This is a genomic window from Rahnella inusitata, assembly GCF_965118895.1.
Lineage (GTDB): Bacteria > Pseudomonadota > Gammaproteobacteria > Enterobacterales > Enterobacteriaceae > Rahnella > Rahnella inusitata_A.
The window spans coordinates 207,846-225,804 of sequence record NZ_CBCPJJ010000010.1 but is presented as its reverse complement, the minus strand read 5'-3'; the positions used below and the strand labels follow the sequence as shown (position 1 = coordinate 225,804).

At 51.7% G+C, this 17,959-nt stretch carries 15 protein-coding genes; 13 read left to right on the top strand and 2 right to left on the bottom strand.

Features of this window, described 5'->3' with window-relative positions:
* Nucleotides 1–360: 360 nt before the first annotated feature.
* From ACMHLI_RS12290 to ACMHLI_RS12250, 9 genes are all read left to right on the top strand, one after another.
* Nucleotides 361–1,482 carry a branched-chain amino acid ABC transporter substrate-binding protein gene (locus tag ACMHLI_RS12290; protein ID WP_413529748.1) on the top strand — a complete coding sequence of 374 codons (1,122 nt, stop codon included), beginning with the start codon at nucleotides 361–363 and terminating at the stop codon, nucleotides 1,480–1,482.
* A gap of 170 nt (nucleotides 1,483–1,652) precedes the next feature.
* Nucleotides 1,653–2,567, top strand: coding sequence for an ABC transporter permease subunit (locus ACMHLI_RS12285; protein ID WP_413529712.1), 915 nt, complete (start codon nucleotides 1,653–1,655; stop codon nucleotides 2,565–2,567).
* 10 nt (nucleotides 2,568–2,577) lie between these two features.
* Nucleotides 2,578–3,870, top strand: coding sequence for a high-affinity branched-chain amino acid ABC transporter permease LivM (livM, locus tag ACMHLI_RS12280; RefSeq protein WP_413529711.1), 1,293 nt, complete (start codon nucleotides 2,578–2,580; stop codon nucleotides 3,868–3,870).
* An 11-nt stretch (nucleotides 3,871–3,881) separates the two neighbouring features.
* Nucleotides 3,882–4,757 carry an ABC transporter ATP-binding protein gene (locus tag ACMHLI_RS12275; RefSeq protein ID WP_413529747.1) on the top strand — a complete coding sequence of 292 codons (876 nt, stop codon included), beginning with the start codon at nucleotides 3,882–3,884 and terminating at the stop codon, nucleotides 4,755–4,757.
* Complete coding sequence (locus tag ACMHLI_RS12270; protein ID WP_413529710.1) at nucleotides 4,754–5,470, top strand: ABC transporter ATP-binding protein; 717 nt, start codon at nucleotides 4,754–4,756, stop codon at nucleotides 5,468–5,470. The genes ACMHLI_RS12275 and ACMHLI_RS12270 overlap by 4 nt, the downstream gene beginning before the upstream one ends.
* 441 nt (nucleotides 5,471–5,911) lie before the next feature.
* The gene (gene opgB / locus ACMHLI_RS12265) at nucleotides 5,912–8,218 is read left to right on the top strand and encodes a phosphatidylglycerol--membrane-oligosaccharide glycerophosphotransferase (protein ID WP_413529709.1); all 2,307 of its coding nucleotides are present in this window, start codon (nucleotides 5,912–5,914) and stop codon (nucleotides 8,216–8,218) included.
* 234 nt (nucleotides 8,219–8,452) lie between these two features.
* Nucleotides 8,453–9,295 (top strand): MetQ/NlpA family ABC transporter substrate-binding protein, encoded by an 843-nt coding sequence (locus tag ACMHLI_RS12260; protein WP_413529708.1) that lies wholly within the window; start codon nucleotides 8,453–8,455, stop codon nucleotides 9,293–9,295.
* An 11-nt stretch (nucleotides 9,296–9,306) separates the two neighbouring features.
* Nucleotides 9,307–10,461: a methionine ABC transporter ATP-binding protein gene (locus tag ACMHLI_RS12255; protein ID WP_413529707.1), complete on the top strand. Its 1,155-nt coding sequence runs from the start codon at nucleotides 9,307–9,309 to the stop codon at nucleotides 10,459–10,461.
* The gene (locus ACMHLI_RS12250) at nucleotides 10,442–11,098 is read left to right on the top strand and encodes a methionine ABC transporter permease (RefSeq protein WP_413529706.1); all 657 of its coding nucleotides are present in this window, start codon (nucleotides 10,442–10,444) and stop codon (nucleotides 11,096–11,098) included. Before ACMHLI_RS12255 ends, ACMHLI_RS12250 begins: the two co-directional genes overlap by 20 nt.
* A gap of 61 nt (nucleotides 11,099–11,159) precedes the next feature.
* On the opposite strand, the gene ACMHLI_RS12245 is transcribed toward ACMHLI_RS12250, so the two are convergent.
* The gene (locus ACMHLI_RS12245; RefSeq protein ID WP_413529705.1) at nucleotides 11,160–12,473 is read right to left on the bottom strand and encodes an NAD(P)/FAD-dependent oxidoreductase; all 1,314 of its coding nucleotides are present in this window, start codon (nucleotides 12,471–12,473) and stop codon (nucleotides 11,160–11,162) included.
* 322 nt (nucleotides 12,474–12,795) lie between these two features.
* Here ACMHLI_RS12245 and ACMHLI_RS12240 point away from each other — a divergent pair, with 322 nt between their 5' ends.
* The 3 genes from ACMHLI_RS12240 (at nucleotide 12,796) to ACMHLI_RS12230 (ending at nucleotide 13,842) form a co-directional block, all read left to right on the top strand.
* Nucleotides 12,796–12,948 carry a Hok/Gef family protein gene (locus ACMHLI_RS12240; protein ID WP_413529704.1) on the top strand — a complete coding sequence of 51 codons (153 nt, stop codon included), beginning with the start codon at nucleotides 12,796–12,798 and terminating at the stop codon, nucleotides 12,946–12,948.
* 232 nt (nucleotides 12,949–13,180) lie between these two features.
* Complete coding sequence (locus tag ACMHLI_RS12235; protein ID WP_413529703.1) at nucleotides 13,181–13,543, top strand: type II toxin-antitoxin system RelE/ParE family toxin; 363 nt, start codon at nucleotides 13,181–13,183, stop codon at nucleotides 13,541–13,543.
* Nucleotides 13,540–13,842 (top strand): helix-turn-helix domain-containing protein, encoded by a 303-nt coding sequence (locus ACMHLI_RS12230; protein WP_413529702.1) that lies wholly within the window; start codon nucleotides 13,540–13,542, stop codon nucleotides 13,840–13,842. The genes ACMHLI_RS12235 and ACMHLI_RS12230 overlap by 4 nt, the downstream gene beginning before the upstream one ends.
* Before the next feature lie 309 nt (nucleotides 13,843–14,151).
* On the opposite strand, the gene ACMHLI_RS12225 is transcribed toward ACMHLI_RS12230, so the two are convergent.
* Nucleotides 14,152–15,257 (bottom strand): IS3 family transposase gene (locus ACMHLI_RS12225; RefSeq protein ID WP_413529746.1). Its coding sequence is split into 2 segments (ribosomal slippage): nucleotides 14,152–14,990 and nucleotides 14,990–15,257, totalling 1,107 coding nucleotides; the frame shifts between segments, so codons are not numbered across the junction.
* Nucleotides 15,258–15,837: 580 nt separating this feature from the next.
* On the opposite strand from ACMHLI_RS12225, the gene ACMHLI_RS12220 reads away from it, so the two are divergent.
* Nucleotides 15,838–17,379 (top strand): sensor domain-containing diguanylate cyclase, encoded by a 1,542-nt coding sequence (locus tag ACMHLI_RS12220; protein ID WP_413529701.1) that lies wholly within the window; start codon nucleotides 15,838–15,840, stop codon nucleotides 17,377–17,379.
* Nucleotides 17,380–17,959 lie beyond the last annotated feature (580 nt).

Sequence of the window (17,959 nt, the reverse complement as noted above, 5' to 3'; positions counted from 1 at the left end):
GCGGCGGGTCATTTTGGTGCACGGCGTTGCGACATCCCTCTTTTTCCTCATCTTTTCAGCACCAGCGCAGTGCGATGTGATCCCGCCGTTGTTTCTGCAACTTGCTTCGGGGCGTTGCCTCACGCGCTCTATACTCAAAATGACCACCAATTGCGTGACAGGTTGCAACACTGGCAGCAATTTTGCTTAAGGTTTTACACCTTTAGCGAAACCGTAAGGAAACTCCGCAGTCGTCCCCGGGAAGATTTCAACCACTCCATTCAGTGCTTTTTGTTCGTGTTTAGCGTCAGGATTTAAGACCACGCTCCGGCGTTCTTACTAAAACCATTTTGCTCAAACAGGCTACTAAGGAACACGATGATGTCGATGAAATTGATAAGAAATCCGCTTTCTCTTTTACTGGCAGGGTGTCTGGCGACGGCGTTTTCCGCGCATGCAGATATTGTGATTGGTGTGGCTGGCCCGTTCACCGGACCGAACGCCACCTATGGCGATCAGTACTGGCATGGTGCCACGCAGGCCGCCGAAGACATTAATGCCGCAGGCGGGATTAATGGCGAAAAAATTAAGCTGGTGCAGGGCGATGACGCCTGTGAACCGAAACAGGCAGTTGCCGTTGCTAACCGCTTAGTCGATCAGGACAAAGTCCAGGCAGTGGTCGGGCATTTTTGCTCCTCATCTACCATGCCTGCTTCCGAGGTATATAACGACGCCGGAATTATTGCCATCACCCCTGGCTCTACCAACCCGCAAATCACCGAGCGCGGCATGAGCGATATGTTCCGCATGTGTGGGCGTGACGATCAGCAGGGTCTGGTTGCCAGCGATTACATCATCGACAAACTCAAAGCCAAAAAAGTAGTCATCATCCACGACAAAGACACCTACGGACAGGGCCTGGCGGATGCTACCAAAGCGGCGCTCAACAAACGCGGCGTGAAGGAAGTGATGTACGAAGGGCTGTCGCGCGGCGAAAAAGACTTTAACGCGCTGGTGACCAAAATCAGTGCGCAGAAACCCGACGTGGTGTTCTTCGGCGGTTGCCATCCGGAAGCCGGTCCGTTAGTGCGCCAGATGCGCGAACAGGGTGTGCAGGCGACGTTCTTCTCCGGCGATTGTATCGTCAATGAAGAAATGGTGACGGCCGCGGGTGGCCCGCAATATACCAACGGCATTCTGATGACCTTCGGCAAAGACCCGCGTCTGATTGCCGAAGGGAAAACCGTTATCGATAAGTTCCGCGCCAACAAGTTCGAACCCGAAGGATACACGTTGTATTCCTACGCCTCGGTTCAGGCGATTGCTGCCGCGTTCAAAGCCACCGGCGGCACCGATTCAGCCAAGGCCAGCGCCTGGCTGAAAGCTAACAGCGTCGATACCGTGATGGGCAAAAAATCCTGGGACAGCAAAGGCGATCTGAAAGTCTCGGATTACGTGGTTTATAAATGGGATGACAAAGGCAAATACCAGGAAGTGAAATAAAGCTATTTTATTTGCCATTTTGAACCCGGGCAGTGCTCAAACTCCTCACGTACTACGTGTACGCTCCGGGTTTTCCGCGCTGGCCGGGTCCAAACTGGCTGCAACAATAACGCTTTATGAGTTCTGACCGCGCTTCCCCAAACGCGGTCGCAAAAAGAGACTGCGTATTTATGGATTCATTCTTCCTGCAACAGCTGTTTAACGGCATCACGCTGGGCGCGGTGTACGGGCTGATCGCCATCGGTTACACCATGGTTTACGGTATCATCGGGATGATCAACTTCGCCCATGGCGAGGTGTATATGATCTCCGCTTATCTGTGCGCCATCGCGCTGGCGCTGCTGTCTTTCTTCGGGTTGCACTCATTTCCCTTGCTGATCCTCGGCACGCTGGTGTTTACCATCGTGGTCACCGGCGTTTACGGCTGGGCGATTGAGCGCATTGCCTACAAACCGCTGCGAAACTCCACCCGCCTTGCGCCGCTGATCTCCGCGATCGGCATGTCGCTTATCTTGCAAAACTACGCACAAATCAGTCAGGGGCCGCGACAGCAGGGGATCCCGACTATGTTTGACGGCGCGCTGCGTTTTCACATCGGCGACAGCTTCGTGCAGATGACTTATACCAAGCTGTTTATTCTGGTGGCGGCGTTTGTCGGGATGCTGGTGTTGTCGTGGATTATCAGCAGCACCAAACTCGGCCGCATGTGCCGGGCAGTGCAGCAGGATCGCAAGATGGCGTCGATTCTGGGCATCAATACCGACCGCATCATCTCGCTGGTGTTTATGATTGGCGCGGCGATGGCCGGGCTGGCGGGTGTGCTGGTCACCATGAACTACGGCACTTTTGATTTTTACGCCGGATTTATCATCGGTATCAAGGCTTTCACGGCGGCTGTGCTGGGCGGAATTGGTTCGCTGCCGGGCGCGATGCTGGGCGGCCTGATTTTAGGCATCGCTGAAGCGCAGTTCTCGGGCATGGTGAACTCGGATTACAAAGATGTGTTCTCCTTCGGATTGCTGGTGGTGATCCTCATTTTCCGCCCTCAGGGCCTGCTGGGTCGCCCGGTCGTATCTAAAGTGTGAGGGAGAAAAAATGACGTCACAAACTGCTGTTATTGATGGCGGCTTCTCACTGAAACGCTGTCTGCTGGATGCCATTTTCGCCGGGCTGGTCGCGCTGATTATCTTCGGGCCGGTGGTCGGGGTAGTGCTCGATGGCTACAGCTTCAACTTCCATTCTCAACGGCTGGTGTGGATTATCGCCGCGGTGATGGTCGGACGTTTTATGCTCAGTGCCTTTCTGGAAACCGCCGCCGGGCAGAAAATGCGGACGCGTTTTGAAAGCGAAAGCGCCGGCGTATATGTCCGCCCTGTTGATCATAAAAGCAGCCTGCGCTGGGTGCTGCCGCTGTTAATCGTGCTGGCGATATTCTTTCCGTTTGTCGCCACCAAATACATTCTGACCGTTGCGATTTTAGGGCTGATTTACGTGCTGCTTGGGCTCGGGCTGAATATTGTGGTCGGGCTGGCGGGGCTGCTGGATCTCGGATACGTGGCGTTTTACGCCATCGGAGCTTACGGGCTGGCGCTTGGCTATCAGTATCTTGGCCTCGGGTTCTGGTCGATGCTGCCGCTGGCGGCGCTGATGGCAGCCCTCGCCGGTGCGCTGCTCGGGTTCCCGGTGCTGAGGATGCACGGCGATTATCTGGCAATCGTTACGCTCGGCTTTGGTGAAATCATCCGGCTGGTGCTGACTAACTGGCTGTCGTTTACCGGCGGACCGAACGGCGTCTCCGCGCCTGCGCCGACGTTTTTCGGGCTGGAGTTCGGGCGGCGGGCGAACGAGGGTGGCGTGCCGTTCCATGAATTTTTCCATCTCACCTATAACCCCAATATGAAGTTTATTTTTATCTACATCGTGCTGGTTCTCGTCGTGTTGCTGGTGCTGTTTATCAAACACCGGTTGACGCGCATGCCGATTGGGCGTGCGTGGGAGGCGCTGCGGGAGGATGAAATCGCCTGCCGCGCGATGGGGCTGAATCACGTACTGGTGAAGCTTTCTGCGTTCACGCTCGGGGCATCCACCGCCGGGATCGCAGGCGTGTTTTTCGCCACCTATCAGGGCTTCGTGAACCCGACCTCGTTTACCTTTTTCGAATCCGCGCTGATCCTCGCCATCGTGGTGCTTGGCGGTATGGGGTCGACCATCGGCGTGGTGCTGGCGGCGTTTGTGCTGACCGTCGCGCCGGAGCTGCTGCGCAGTTTTGCGGAATATCGCGTGCTGTTATTTGGCGTGCTGATGGTGGTGATGATGATCTGGCGGCCGCGCGGGTTAATCCGCATCAGCCGCAGCGGATTTGCCGTACGTAAAGGAGTCGCCCCATGAATGCCGTGGTGATGAATGAAAGCATCCTCAGCGTTAAACATCTGATGATGCACTTTGGCGGTATTAAGGCGCTCAACGATGTGAGTCTCGACGTCAGGCGCGGCTCTATCACCGCCCTGATTGGCCCGAATGGTGCAGGGAAAACCACGGTCTTTAACTGCCTGACCGGTTTTTATAAAGCGTCCGGCGGCACGATTTCCCTCAACACGCGCACAGGCTCGACCAACGTCGTTCAGGTGCTCGGGCAGAAGTTTCAGCCGGATGACTGGTTGAAACCGGCGCAGCTCGGCAGGCGGATTTTCTACAAAATGTTTGGCGGCACCCACCTGGTGAACCGCGCCGGGCTGGCGCGCACCTTTCAAAATATCCGCCTGTTCCGTGAGATGTCGGTGGTGGAGAACCTGCTGGTGGCGCAGCACATGCAAACCAACCGCAATCTGATTGCCGGAGTGCTCAATACGCCGGGCTACCGGCGGGCAGAGGAGCGGGCGCTGGATCGCGCATTTTACTGGCTGGAAGTGGTGGAACTGGTGGACTGCGCCAACCGGCTGGCGGGCGAGATGTCTTACGGCCAGCAGCGGCGGCTGGAGATCGCCCGCGCCATGTGCACCGCGCCGGAAATGATTTGCCTTGATGAACCGGCCGCCGGGCTGAATCCGGTGGAAACCCGCACGCTGAGCAAAATTATCCGCTTCCTGCGTGACCATCACGACATCACCGTACTGCTGATCGAACACGATATGGGGATGGTGATGGAGATCTCCGATCACATCATTGTGCTCGACCACGGCGACGTGATTGCCGGAGGGGCGCCGCAGGAAATTGTAAACAATGAGAAAGTCATCGCCGCCTATCTGGGTGCTGACGAAGACGAGGTCAGCCTATGAGCCAGGCGATGCTGGAGTTTCGGGACGTAGAGGTCTATTACGGTGCGATCCAGGCGTTGCAACAGGTCTCTTTGCAGGTGGATCAGGGCGAAACCGTGGCGCTGATCGGCGCGAACGGTGCGGGGAAATCAACGTTACTGATGTCGATTTTCGGCCAGCCGCGCATCCGCAGCGGTCAGATTTTATTTTGTGGCGAAGATATCAGCCGTAAATCCACGCATTTTGTGGCGTCAAAGGGCATTGCGCAGTCGCCGGAAGGGCGGCGCGTTTTCCCGGATATGACCGTTGAAGAAAACCTCCTGATGGGTACCATTCCCATCGGCAATAAACACGCGGCGGAGGATCTGCAAACCATGTTCGAACTGTTTCCACGCCTGAAAGAGCGGCGTAAGCAGCGGGCGATGACCATGTCCGGTGGGGAGCAGCAAATGCTGGCGATTGCGCGGGCGCTGATGAGCCGTCCGAAACTGTTGTTGCTGGATGAACCGAGTCTTGGCCTCGCGCCGATCGTCGTAAAACAGATTTTCCAGACGCTGCGCGAGCTGGCGCGTAACGGAATGACAATTTTTCTGGTTGAACAAAATGCGCATCACGCCCTGAAACTTTCCGATCGCGCTTACGTGATGGTCAACGGTCAGATCCGCATGAGCGGCACTGGCGAGGCGTTGCTGGTGGATCCGGAAGTCCGCAGGGCGTACTTAGGCGGCGCATAGCTCCTTCGAGTTACACTGAACATTTGAGCCCGGGATGCCCGCATCACGGGCTTTTTTTTGCGATGTCACTCTAGGTTTTATCTGATTCCAAAACCGTTCTCCACATTTCGCTCATACTCTTCCGATAACATGCAATTCCTACAATTTAGTGACCGGAAGGTTAAATCTTTGAGGTATCATTCAGAAATAACCGTCACGAATTTGTGAGAAAGAGGTTTATTCGGATAAATCAGTGACCTAAAACAGCATTAGGGCGTTGACCCCCTGATGTTGAACAGGCTATATAGCGTCACCCGTTTTTGGCACAAAATTTTCCTGTCTCAGGGATGAAGTGAATGACAAACGGGTCATTTACTCGATGAATTGAACCGTCGGCGCTGCTGGCAAATCAGCAGACTGGGTCGTTGTGTTTATTTTTTTTAATCAGACAGGGCGCTGAAAATGGCTTCTGAGTGGCTTTCATTTGTTTTGTTTCTTTCCTCTATCTATTTCTACGTCACGCGGGCGTCGGCCGGTCGTATCTGGTTTTCGCTGGTACTGTTCTTTTTAGGGCTTTACGTCATTTTGAACGTGATCCTGATCGGCAGTAACTATTTTACCGGTGAAGGCATCACCGATGCCGTGCTGTACACCGTCACCAGCAGCCTGAAAGGCGCCGGTCTGAATAAATATATCCTGCCGTTCCTCGGGTTACTGGCCGGATTGATCATCGTCTTCTGGCTTCTCGCCTGGGGTCTGAAGCAGCGTCGCGCCAAAAACAGCAGCGCGGTGTACAGCGTGCTGGCCGTCGTGCTGGCGGTATTCTCGGTCGGCTCCACGCAGGCGTTCCAGAATATTTCCCGCCTGGTGAAAACTCAAATTTCCGGCAGCGGTGCGGATTTCGATACCTATTACAAAGTGCCGGTCAAGGCCGTGAAAGGCGAGAAAAAGCCGAATCTGGTCTACATCTACGGCGAAAGTCTGGAACGTACCTATTTCGATGAGAACGTCTTTCCCGGGCTGACCACTGAACTGAGTCGCCACAAAGCACAGAGTACCGATTTCACCAACACCAAACAGGTGCCGGGCACCGGTTACACCATCGCCGGTATGGTTGCTTCGCAGTGCGGTATCCCGCTGTTTGCGCCGTTTGACGGCAATGCCTCCAGTGCCTTAGCGACGTTCTATCCCGAAAACGTCTGTCTGGGAGATGTCCTCAAAGGTGCGGGCTACACCAACTATTTCTATCAGGGGGCGGAACTGGCGTTTGCTGGTAAAGGCACCTTCCTGAAGTCCCACGGTTTTGATCATCTTTACGGCTATAACGAGCTGCGTCCGACCGTCGCCGATCCGGCATACAAAAATGACTGGGGCTGGTATGACGACACGCTGCTGGACGAGGTGTACAAGAAGTTTGTCGAGCTGAGCAAAGCGGGCAAGCCGTTTTCTCTCTTCACGCTGACCGTCGATACGCATCACCCCGACGGTTTTATTTCCCGTGGCTGTACCCGTAAAGCCTATCCGCTGACCGGCAAACCGAATCAGTCTTTGAGCGCAGTTTCATGCAGTCAGGAGCTGATTGCGGCGTTTATCGACAAGATCAAAGCCTCAGGCTATTTCGATAACACCATCATCGTGGTTTCTTCCGATCATCTGGCGATGAACAACACCGCCTACAGCACGCTGACCAAACAGAATCGCAAAGACCTGTTCTTCGTGCTCGATGGCCGTCATCCGGTGGGCGATCTGAATGCCGCCAAGCGCAGCACGCTGGATAACGGCGCGACCGTGCTGGATATGATGGGCGGCGATAACTATATCGGCCTCGGCCGCAGCGGGATTTCCGCGACGTCAATGACCGAGCAGTTCCTCAATATCGATGACAAAGTGAATGCCTGGAAACCGGCGGTCATCAAACAGTGGGGCTTCCCAAACAGCATCAAAAATTACACCGTCAGCAACAAGGAAAACAGCTTCACATTCTCTGGCATGACCATCAAAACGCCGTTTATTTTGAAAGTCACCAAGGACAAAATTGAGCCGATGTTTGACGTGTATTTATCGACGCCGCTGAAAAAACAGCTCGCTACGCTGTCGACCAGCGATAATTTTGTCTGGGTGGATAAATGCTATGAAATGGGGCGCGTCTGGGCACCTGAGCTGTCGCTCAATACCGGTCTCTGTGTGGCCTCCGGCAACCTGGGAGCGCGCCCGACTATCGTGCAGGCGAACGGCGACAGCTTCAAAGGTAAAGTCGATTTTGTGAAGGATATGTCTGGCAGCAATGCGATTTATCAGCAGACGGTGAAAACGCTCAATATTGATGATGCAGACACGACCTACAAATCCGCCGCGATTGCCTTCATGGTACCGGGTCTGCCTGAGCAGGTGAAAGCGATTGCCGGGGTTTCCGCCGTGGAGAACTGGGGGCGCTGGTCTGATGCGAATCTCGCGCCGTCGGTGAAAATCGATTACGTCAAACCGCTGCCAACCACTTTTGACGTGGTGATCCGCGCCAGAGCCTACGGCAGTAACATCGATAAACCGGTGTCAGTCCGCGTCGGCGATCAGGAACAATTCGTCTCCTTTGGGGATAAAGACGGCACGGTGAAAGTCCAGTTCACCAATCCTGGCGCGGCGCAAAGCATTGTCATCACGCCGCCGTCACCGACCGAACCGACCGAAGGCACCAGCGGCGGTTTCCAGCCGCGTAAGCTGGGCATCGGCATGGTTTCCCTGGAAGTTCAGCCGGTCGAACCCCAGTCCTGAGACCGATGTGTAAGAATGAGAAAACCCGCTACGGCGGGTTTTTTCGTTCTGAATCAGGCCACGGCGAGCTTATCTTTTTAATCGCTTTACTTTGCCATTTCACATATTCATTTCAGGAATATGTATCTCTTAAACAATATTATATAGAAATAAGCCGATGGGTATACTCGCCAAATTCCTGCACAGAATCACAGCCTTGTGCAGGCAGCTCATACACACTTTTGGGGATACTCGATGCGTACAAAATTTAACAAAACTAAGACCCGCGTAAACCGTGCTTTTTTACTGGCGGCAAGTTCTGCTGTTATGATTTCGAGCGGTATTTTGGCCCCGCTTACGGCTGCTCATGCAGCGGATAAAACGACCATCAAAGTCGGTATCATCAGCGGTGAAGACGAAGATGTCTGGCGCGAAGTGGTGAAGCAGGCAGCGGCGAAAGGGCTGACCGTCAAGCCGGTGGTGTTTAATGATTACAACCAGCCTAACGAAGCGCTGCAAAATGGCGAAGTGGATGCCAACGCCTTCCAGCATCAGCCGTTTCTCGATAATCAGATCAAAGTGAATCATTACGATATCGTGCGCGTCGGTTATACCGCCGTGTGGCCAATCGGTTTGTATTCTAAAAAAGTAAAAAAAGCTGACGAGCTGAAAGACGGTGCGGTCATCGGCGTACCTAATGATCCAGCCAACGAAGCGCGCGGCCTGATCCTGCTCGAACAGTCCGGTGTGATTAAACTGAAACCGGGCGCAGGCATTTTCGCGACCACCGCAGACATCACAGAAAACCCGCGCCATGTCGTCATCAAAGAGCTGGACTCCGGCATTATCGGCCGTTCAGTGCCAGATCTGGATGCGGCGATTGTCAACACTGACTGGGCGTTGAAAAGTGGCCTGACGCCAGCCGATCGCATCGCGCAGGAGCCGGTCAAAGGCAACCCTTACAACAACTTCATTGCAGTGAAAACAGAAAACGCCAATGCGCCGTGGGTGAAAACGCTCGTTTCCTCCTACCAGAACGACGACGTGAAAAAAGTGTTTGATAAGGTTTATAAAGGCACCGGCGTCACGGCCTGGTAAGGATGTAAAGCATGACGATTATCTCTGAGATCGACGCGCATTTTACTGCCACCTCTGCGGATGACAAAGACGCCGTCGCAGCGGGCGTAAACGCGTTTGTAAGCGCTGAGCGAACAAGCGCGGCAGAGGATGCCGAAGACGTGGTGCGATTGCACCGCGTTAGCCGCCGGTTCGGTACCACGCAGGCACTCAAGGATGTGTCGTTAACGGTGAGGCGGGGAGAAATTCTCGGCCTTATCGGCCGCAGCGGGGCAGGGAAATCCACCCTGATCCGCTGTCTCAACGGACTGGAACAACCCGACGACGGTGTGATCGAAATCGAAGGCCACGCAATAACCGGCCTGAGTGAGAAAGCGTTGCAGTCCGTACGCAGCCGCGTCGGTATGGTATTTCAGCATTTTAATTTGCTGTCGGCCAAAACCGTAGAACAGAACGTCGCACTGCCGCTGAAAATCGCCGGATATGACAAGGCTCGCCGTCAGGCGCGTGTCGCTGAATTGCTGGCGCTGGTCGGGCTGGAAGATAAAGCCAAAAACTATCCGGCCGCCTTGTCTGGCGGACAAAAACAGCGCGTCGGCATTGCGCGTGCGCTGGCCGCCAGTCCGGCATTGTTACTGTGCGATGAAGCCACGTCGGCGCTCGATCCTGAAACTACCCGCTCTATTCTGACGCTGTTGCAGTCGCTGAATCAGACGCTCGGCATCACTATTTTGCTCATTACTCATGAGATGGAAGTGATCAAAAAGATTGCTCATCGGGTGGCGGTCATTAACGGCGGGGAAATTATTGAAGAAGGCCCGGTGTGGCAGGTGTTTGCGCATCCTCAATCGCAACTGACCCGCATCCTGTTACAGGGTTTGCTGCTGCAACTGCCGGAGGCGCTGGCTGAACGGCTGACGCAGGTACGTCAGGGCGAGGCGATTTACAGCGTGCATTACGCCGGGCAGGGCAGACAGGGCGAAATTCTCACGCGGATGGCTGCGGAACTGCCGGGGCAGTTCCGCCTGATTCAGGGCGGGGTCGATCATATTCAGCATTACGCCATCGTGCGTTTTTTCTTCTCTGTGCCGGTCGATAACGCCGCCTCAGAGCAAACCGTTTTACACTGGTTGGAACAGCACCAGGCCACCGTGGAGCTGACAGGCTATGTCTCCAGTAATGCTTGATTTATTGATTAACGCCGTTGAAGAAACGTTGCTGATGACCGCCATCTCCGGACTGTTTTCACTGATTGCCGGTCTGCCCTTAGGGCTGATTTTGGTGATGAGCAGCCCCGGCGGCATTGCTGAAAGCCGCTGGGTCAACCGCTCGCTCGGGCTTGTCATCAACGGTTTTCGCTCGCTGCCGTTCATCATTTTGCTGGTGGCCTTAATTCCGGTGACACGCTTTCTGGTCGGCACATCCCTCGGGACGTGGGCGGCGATCGTTCCGCTTTCTATTACAGCCACGCCTTATTTTGCGCGCGTGGCGGAAGTCTCCCTGCGAGATGTCGATCGCGGGCTGATCGACGCGGTGCGGGCGATGGGCGCGAGCAAACTGCGCATCGTCTGGGACGTGCTTATCCCGGAAGCGTTACCGGGCATTTTGTCCGGATTCGTGGTGACGCTGGTGGCGCTGATTGGTGCATCGGCGATGGCGGGGGCTATCGGCGCGGGTGGGTTAGGCGACCTGGCGATCCGCTACGGCTATCAGCGTTTTGAAACGGTGGTCATGATTGAAGTGATTGTGGTGCTGATTGTCATGGTATGCGGTATTCAGTGGCTGGGTGACCGCATCGTCGCCCGGGTCGATAAACGTCATTAACCTTCGGTGATTATTAAAACCGGTCATCTTTTTCAAGGTGACCGGTTTTCTTCAACAGCGTTTACAGCTCACTGCGCGAACGCCAGCGCTCACGGGCCATAAAACTTTTCACACCGACATCCAGGAACGGGCGGGGCGGCAGATAATTGGCGCGTCCGACGGTTTGCATATCCGCCAGCAGCGGGTTGTCTTCGCCCAGCGCATGTTCCGCCAGCAACCGGCCAAATGCGCTTTGCTTGGAGCTTCCTGAGCCGTTACATCCCGCCGACGAATACACATTCTCTGACAGATTCCCCCACACCGGCGCACCGTTGCGGGTAATGCTGATCAGCCCGGACCAGGTATAAGCCATATTGACGTCCTGCAACTGCGGGTAAATTCGTGCGAACAGCTGCTGATGGCGGCGGGCGTGACGGCCAGTTTCCACCGCGCCGGTCACCAGACCTGGCGTAAAGTTGACGTGCTCGCGGATCAGAAAACGGTGATCGGCGGTGTAGCGCATGGTCGCACCGGCCAGCGCATTCACCGGCGTTGAGCCCCAGGGTAGAATATCGCCGATGCGCTGGCGCTGTTCCGGCGTCAGTGGCTCGGTCAGCGTCGCGAAGGTCGACATCGCAAACACGTTCCCCTTAAACAACGGCAATCCCCGCGCCGCGCCGTTGATCGCCAGCATCAGCTTGCGCGCCCGCACTTCACCATGCGGCGTTTCAGCCCGGATAGCGCCCTGGGTTTCGATCTGCAAGGCAGGGGAATTGGCGTAGACCGTCACGTTCGGCGGCAGCGTGGCGACCAGCCCGCTGATAAGCGCTGCCGGATTCACCAAAATGCAGTTCGGCGTATACACGGCGCTGCGATAAAAACCGGTGCCCAAACGCTGTTTCAGCGCCGCGTTATCCAGCAGTTCGAAGCTTTCGCCGAGTGTCGTGAGCTCCTGCTGATAGTGCGCAATCTCGCCGTCAAACTGCTCGCTGACCGCGCAATGGTATTTCCCAGAATTCTGCCAGTCACATTCAATAGCGTGCTGATCCACCGTCTCTTTCAAACTCATCAGCCCATATTGCAACAGCCGCCGATAGGTATGCGCCTGCTCCAGCTCTGCCGACGTACTGCCCACCGTGTGCGGCAGGTCTATCACAAACCCCGAATTACGCGCCGAGGCATTATCTGCCACGTCGAGAGCTTCGAGTACCACAACGTGCTCATGCGGACGGAGTTCGGCGATCCGCCGTGCAAATGCCAGCCCGGCGAACCCCGCACCTATCACCAGCCAGTCCGCCGTCACTTTGCCGTGTAAAGCCGGATGACGCGGGGTATCTCCCCGGAGTGCCGCCCAGCCGTTGATATTTTGATCGAGTGGTAAATTTCTAATTTTCATTGTCGCATCATGCTGTTATCCCGGATGGTTCGATCCTAATTCATAGCCGTATAGATGTCTAATGCGTAATCAGGCTAAAGATATGCCGGCATTAGGTGAAAGAAAGCGACGGTGAAAATTAGGACAAAGTGAACAAAAAGCAGGCAAGGGGGTGCTGATAGAATGCGCGCGGGTGCTTGAGGCTTATGTGGCTTGAGCATTGTTGTTCAGGACATATAAGGCAAAAGCCCCGAGTTAATTTTTCAATCAACCCGAGGCTCTTCCCGATGTCCAGACAACATCAGGATAGCCTCTTAAAAGCAGAAATGCAACGGAGGGTAAGATGTCGCGAAAGCTTGTTTTGTATGGACTCATCGTGATTTGTTTCACGCTGTTGGCCTGGACCTGGATGGTACGTGACTCGCTGTGCGAGCTGCACATTAAACAGGGTTTGACAGAAATTGCGGCAGTCTTAAGCTACGAAATTAAGCGCTAACCGTAGGGTGGGGTTCGCCCCACCTTTTTGGTTGTTGTCGAAGCATAGGACCTCAGGCACCCATTCTTTTTGTCTACTTTCTTATCATTCGCTCCTTTCAACCTTGGTTTCTGGAAGACGTCTTCCGCAATTTTACTCTCCTGCTTGTGAAGATAAATCCAGTGTGTCAGCTTCTCTCAATTATAGCATTTGACCTATATAGCATTTAACCTATAATTGATAAGGAGTCACTGTGTGGATGATTGAAACGACGGATACGTTCGATGAATGGTTTAAGTTTTTGGATAACGCAGACAGAGTAAATGTGATGGCGTCGCTGATAGTACTGAGAGAAAAGGGACCCGCTTTATCCAGACCTTATGCCGATACTGTTAAAGGATCGCGACATCACAATATGAAAGAGTTGCGCGTGCAAAGTAAGGGTAATCCCATCAGAGCTTTTTTTGTTTTCGATCCAATTCGGCAGGGAATACTTCTTTGCGCAGGGAATAAAGCAGGATGCGAGAAACGTTTCTATGACGTAATGATACCGCTTGCAGATGCTGAATATACTTTGCACCTGAATAAGTTAAAGATGAAGGAAGAGACATTATGAGCAGAACACTAGATCAGTTACTGGCCGATGAGAAACCAGAACTTGTCGCTCAGGCACAAGCGAAAGCTACGGATATTCTGATCACCCTTCAGTTAGCAGAACTGCGTGAGCGTCTGAATAAAACACAAAGCGAAATGGCCCTTACGTTGGGAATCAAACAGCCCACCGTGGCAGGGATGGAAAAACCGGGACGTGATCTGAAACTCTCCTCCCTTAAACGTTATGTCGAGGCAACGGGTGGAAAGCTGCGTTTGGAAATAGATATGCCAGATGGCACCCATTTCGGTTTTGCAGTTTAAGTTCATGTTTTCCCAGATATTGCTGTTTGCCAAATAGCAAAAAGCCCGCTTAAGTTTCCTTAAGCGGGCTTTTCTAATATGGCTCCTCTGACTGGGATCGCCTTTGCTATTAACTGGCTAATAAGTAAGCTAAACCTGAATTCCCTTTATGTCAAGACCACCAAACTGACCACCAATAGACGCGTGGTGTGCAAAGCTAGTTAGATCTCTTTGAGGTAGGTGTTAATGTAAGTATCCCAGCTTTAGTTCCACGCACTTTTTGAGATTTCCCGGTTTTTGATCCCCTCCCAATATCGGTGCCAGGATAAATCAGAGATCCGGGCCTGTTTGCAGGCTTCGGACAAATTCTGCCGGAGTCTGGTTATTTAACGAAGAATGCGGCCGGTACTGGTTATATTCCTGCCGCCAGTGCTCGATCTTATCCTGAGCATCTTCCAGTGACAGGAACCAGTGCACGTTCAGACATTCATCACGCAGGCTGCCGTTAAATGACTCGACCAGGGCGTTATCCGTGGGCTTCCCGGGGCGGGAGAAGTCCATCGTTACCCTGTTTTCATACGCCCAGCGGTCCAGCGTTTTCGAGATAAATTCTCTCCCGTTGTCCGTCTGTAGCCGCTGGGGTACACGCTGCTTTGTCTGCCTGATCCGTTCCATCACGGCAACTACATCGTCACCGCGAAGCCCCTGGCCTACCTCGATCGCCACGCATTCACGACTAAAATTATCGACTACAGTCAGGGCACGGATCCGGCGTCCGTTGAACAGATTATCAGCAACGAAATCCATGCTCCAGCACTGATCCACAGCGGTCACGGCCGGGCGGATACGCCTGTGCCTGGCCGTCACGTGCCGACGCGGGCGTTTTGACCGCAGGTTCAGCCCTTCCAGACAGTAAATCCGATGGGTTTTCTTATGGTTAACCAGCCAGCCCTCGCGCCGCAGCAGGATATGGATCCGCTGCACACCATAACGAATGCGGGTTACTGCAATCTCCCGTATTCGCTGCGTGAGGGCCCGGTCATCGCGGCAGCTGCGGTAGTTGTAGACCATCCGGCTCTGCATCATCAGCCGGCATCCCCTGCGAACCCCGATGCGGTACGCCGCCAGCAGGTATTCTACCGCCTCGCGTTTCTGCACCGGCCTCAGAACTTTTTTCGGATGACGTCCTGCAGCATTTCCTTGTCCAGACTGAGATCGGCGACCAGCCGTTTCAGGCGGTGATTCTCTTCCTCCAGCTGGCGCAGACGGCGCAGTTCCGTCACGCCCATGCCGCCAAACTTCTTCTTCCAGTTGTAAAAAGTAGCCTCAGAAATGCCCATCTTTCTGCAGACTTCCTCCACCCGCGTACCTGTTTCTGCCTGCTTCAGCGCAAAAGCGATCTGCTCTTCGGTATAACGCGTTTTTTCATGCCGGATGACCTCATTTGTTCAGGGAAAGAAAGGCCGGAAACCCCACTTTAAGCCGGTACTGAACAAAGGGAAGAGATCAGGAAGAGATCAGAGGACGGCACGCTGACCATCAAGCTGTTCAAAAAACGCTATAAACTGAATGCAGAAACCGGCGATATTGACCTAATACAAGGCCTGCCAATAGATGTTCCTGCGAATTCATGGATTGACTTTCGTATGGAATTGCCAGCAGTAGTAATCGAAGCGCCACTCATTGTCGAGACAGAACCCACCACATAAATTTCTTCCCTTGCAGATCAGCAGTATAACGGAAATCTCGCTGATCGGACTTTTCAGCCCATGACACTCATGATTATTTTGTATACACGTACTATAAGGTGCTAAAAAAACATTTTTTTCCGTAAGAACGCTGCACTATACTGATATAGTATTTCTACAAGTTACTTTTTCAAAATAAACACAACACATTGATTATGTGATTAATTTTAGTTGCAATTCAAATAAATAGAGCAACCCGAAAAAATTGCCAAAAGCTCCTATTTAAAATCTAATAAAATCAGTGATTTGAATAAATGGAAGGGAATGCATGCTATCACGAAAAATCAATCTCAGAACTATATTGATAGGCTTTTCTACGGGAGGGATAGTATTGTGCTCGTCACTTCTTCTTGGTTCTATCAGCATATTGCAAAGATCAGAGATTGAAAGAAACCTGCTTGAAGGTAACCGCGCATACGCTATAAAGTTGGCGGGTTCGGTAGACCGTATTCTGAGCAACTCCCATAAGGATATGGAGTGGTCAGCAGGTCAAATCCATGGAGTAAAAGACGTTGGGCGAATTAGCAACATAATTGATCGGTTGCAATCAAGTCCTGGATATTTTAACTCAGTAGCACTGATCAGTTCTGAACGGAAGTTAATCTATGCATCTCCAAAAGAACTAAACACTGTGGGTTTGATAGTACAGTCAAAGAACAGCCGTGATGCGACTACATTTCAGAAACCACTGATATCAGAACCTTTTACAACATCAGCAGGAAACTATGCCATTGTAGTTTCATACCCAGTATTTTCTTTTGACAAAAAATACGTTGGTTATATAGGTGGGACAATATATCTCAGGAAGAAAAGCATGTTAAGTGAAATACTGAGTCAGCATTATTATGACAATCACACTAAAATCAGCATTATTAGCAATGATGGGGATGTTATTTATTCTGATGAGGAAGGATTAATAGGAAATAAAATAACCCTAGATGATGAGATAAAGAAAAATATACTTTTGAATAAGGAGAAGTATCTGCAAAATAAAAATGGATATCTCATTGGATATGCCAGGGTGAGTCGAACCAACTGGACTGTATTCATCACTACTGAACCTGGAAATGTTAGCATTACCCTTATGAGAATAGTTAAGGATGCTTCTTGGATTATTTTTTCAATTGTTATATTTATGATTTTTATATCGATTTATATATCCAGAAAAATTTCTTCCCCGCTTGAGAAACTAGCAAAAGCTACGGGCTTCAAAGATTCAAAAGAAACCTTAGCATTACTACCGGAGATTAATTGCTGGTACGCGGAATCTGTTGAACTCACCGAGGCAATACATAAACACGTTCTAATGATGTTCACAAGAGTTAAAAGCCTTAAGGAAGAGGTCATGACTGACCCTCTGACAGGAATTCTGAACCGTCGAGGATTTAATAAGATGGTTGCTACCTATGTTCACGTCCCATGCTGTTCCATTATTGCAATCGACATTGATCATTTCAAAAGAGTCAATGACACCTTTGGGCATGAGGCTGGAGACGAAGTACTCGTTTCATTTGCCGTCTTGCTAAAAAATATTTCTAGAATTCATGATGTTGTTGCCAGGTTTGGTGGGGAGGAGTTTATCATTCTTTTACCAGACACCTCATTAAAAGACACTTTCCTTCTTGCTGAACGCATACGGGAAGATGTTGAAAAAACAGAGTTTCCGTTAGTAGGAAGAATAACTATATCAGCGGGTATTTCTGGTGATGATGAGATAGAGTCTCTTCTGAAACAAGCTGATGAAGCGTTATACAAAGCAAAAGCTAATGGTCGTAATCAAGTTATATCCTGGAGTGATAACAAGGAATAATTAATAAAAAATAAATATTTTACATTCTATTTTTACAGTTTAATTGATGTTGATATTTCAGAGGTGTTATGCTCGTTAGCATTTGCAAGAACAATAATTATAAAATAATGAGTTATCAATCCCTCCATCCTTTATATATATATTTGAGTTTAAAATATATCATTCTGGTGGGGAAAAAAATCAATAAGTAATTTCAACTAAGGAATGAATTTACTTATTGACTGAAAAAGAAAGTTATATATCGTAATTTTAGGCACCTTGCAAATAGGCATAACATTAATCCATACTCCAGCGCTGATTTGGTTAGCTTAGAACCGGTATTTCCAGACAATTCGTTACTGTTACATAGCGATGTGATCCTCTGCGTCGCACGTTCAATCTTTTAAGAGATGAATCCTTTTTTTCTTACAGTTAGTCACGCAGCTTTAGCAGTATATCTAAATATTAATACGTCGGTAACCATAACATATCCTCATTTTGCAATTTCATGAATGTGCAGTTTAGTAGACCGGCAGGATCGCCCTGTCGAGGCTTACATCGATAGCTAACCTCATTTTAGTCGAAGGTTTCCCTTTTCAGC

Coding starts and splice junctions, on each gene's coding strand:
- ACMHLI_RS12290 (WP_413529748.1), top strand. CDS start 361: ATGTCGATGAAATTGATAAGAAATCCGCTTTCTCTTTTACTGGCAGGG.
- ACMHLI_RS12285 (WP_413529712.1), top strand. CDS start 1,653: ATGGATTCATTCTTCCTGCAACAGCTGTTTAACGGCATCACGCTGGGC.
- livM (WP_413529711.1), top strand. CDS start 2,578: ATGACGTCACAAACTGCTGTTATTGATGGCGGCTTCTCACTGAAACGC.
- ACMHLI_RS12275 (WP_413529747.1), top strand. CDS start 3,882: ATGAATGAAAGCATCCTCAGCGTTAAACATCTGATGATGCACTTTGGC.
- ACMHLI_RS12270 (WP_413529710.1), top strand. CDS start 4,754: ATGAGCCAGGCGATGCTGGAGTTTCGGGACGTAGAGGTCTATTACGGT.
- opgB (WP_413529709.1), top strand. CDS start 5,912: ATGGCTTCTGAGTGGCTTTCATTTGTTTTGTTTCTTTCCTCTATCTAT.
- ACMHLI_RS12260 (WP_413529708.1), top strand. CDS start 8,453: ATGCGTACAAAATTTAACAAAACTAAGACCCGCGTAAACCGTGCTTTT.
- ACMHLI_RS12255 (WP_413529707.1), top strand. CDS start 9,307: ATGACGATTATCTCTGAGATCGACGCGCATTTTACTGCCACCTCTGCG.
- ACMHLI_RS12250 (WP_413529706.1), top strand. CDS start 10,442: ATGTCTCCAGTAATGCTTGATTTATTGATTAACGCCGTTGAAGAAACG.
- ACMHLI_RS12245 (WP_413529705.1), bottom strand. CDS start 12,473: ATGAAAATTAGAAATTTACCACTCGATCAAAATATCAACGGCTGGGCG.
- ACMHLI_RS12240 (WP_413529704.1), top strand. CDS start 12,796: ATGTCGCGAAAGCTTGTTTTGTATGGACTCATCGTGATTTGTTTCACG.
- ACMHLI_RS12230 (WP_413529702.1), top strand. CDS start 13,540: ATGAGCAGAACACTAGATCAGTTACTGGCCGATGAGAAACCAGAACTT.
- ACMHLI_RS12220 (WP_413529701.1), top strand. CDS start 15,838: ATGCTATCACGAAAAATCAATCTCAGAACTATATTGATAGGCTTTTCT.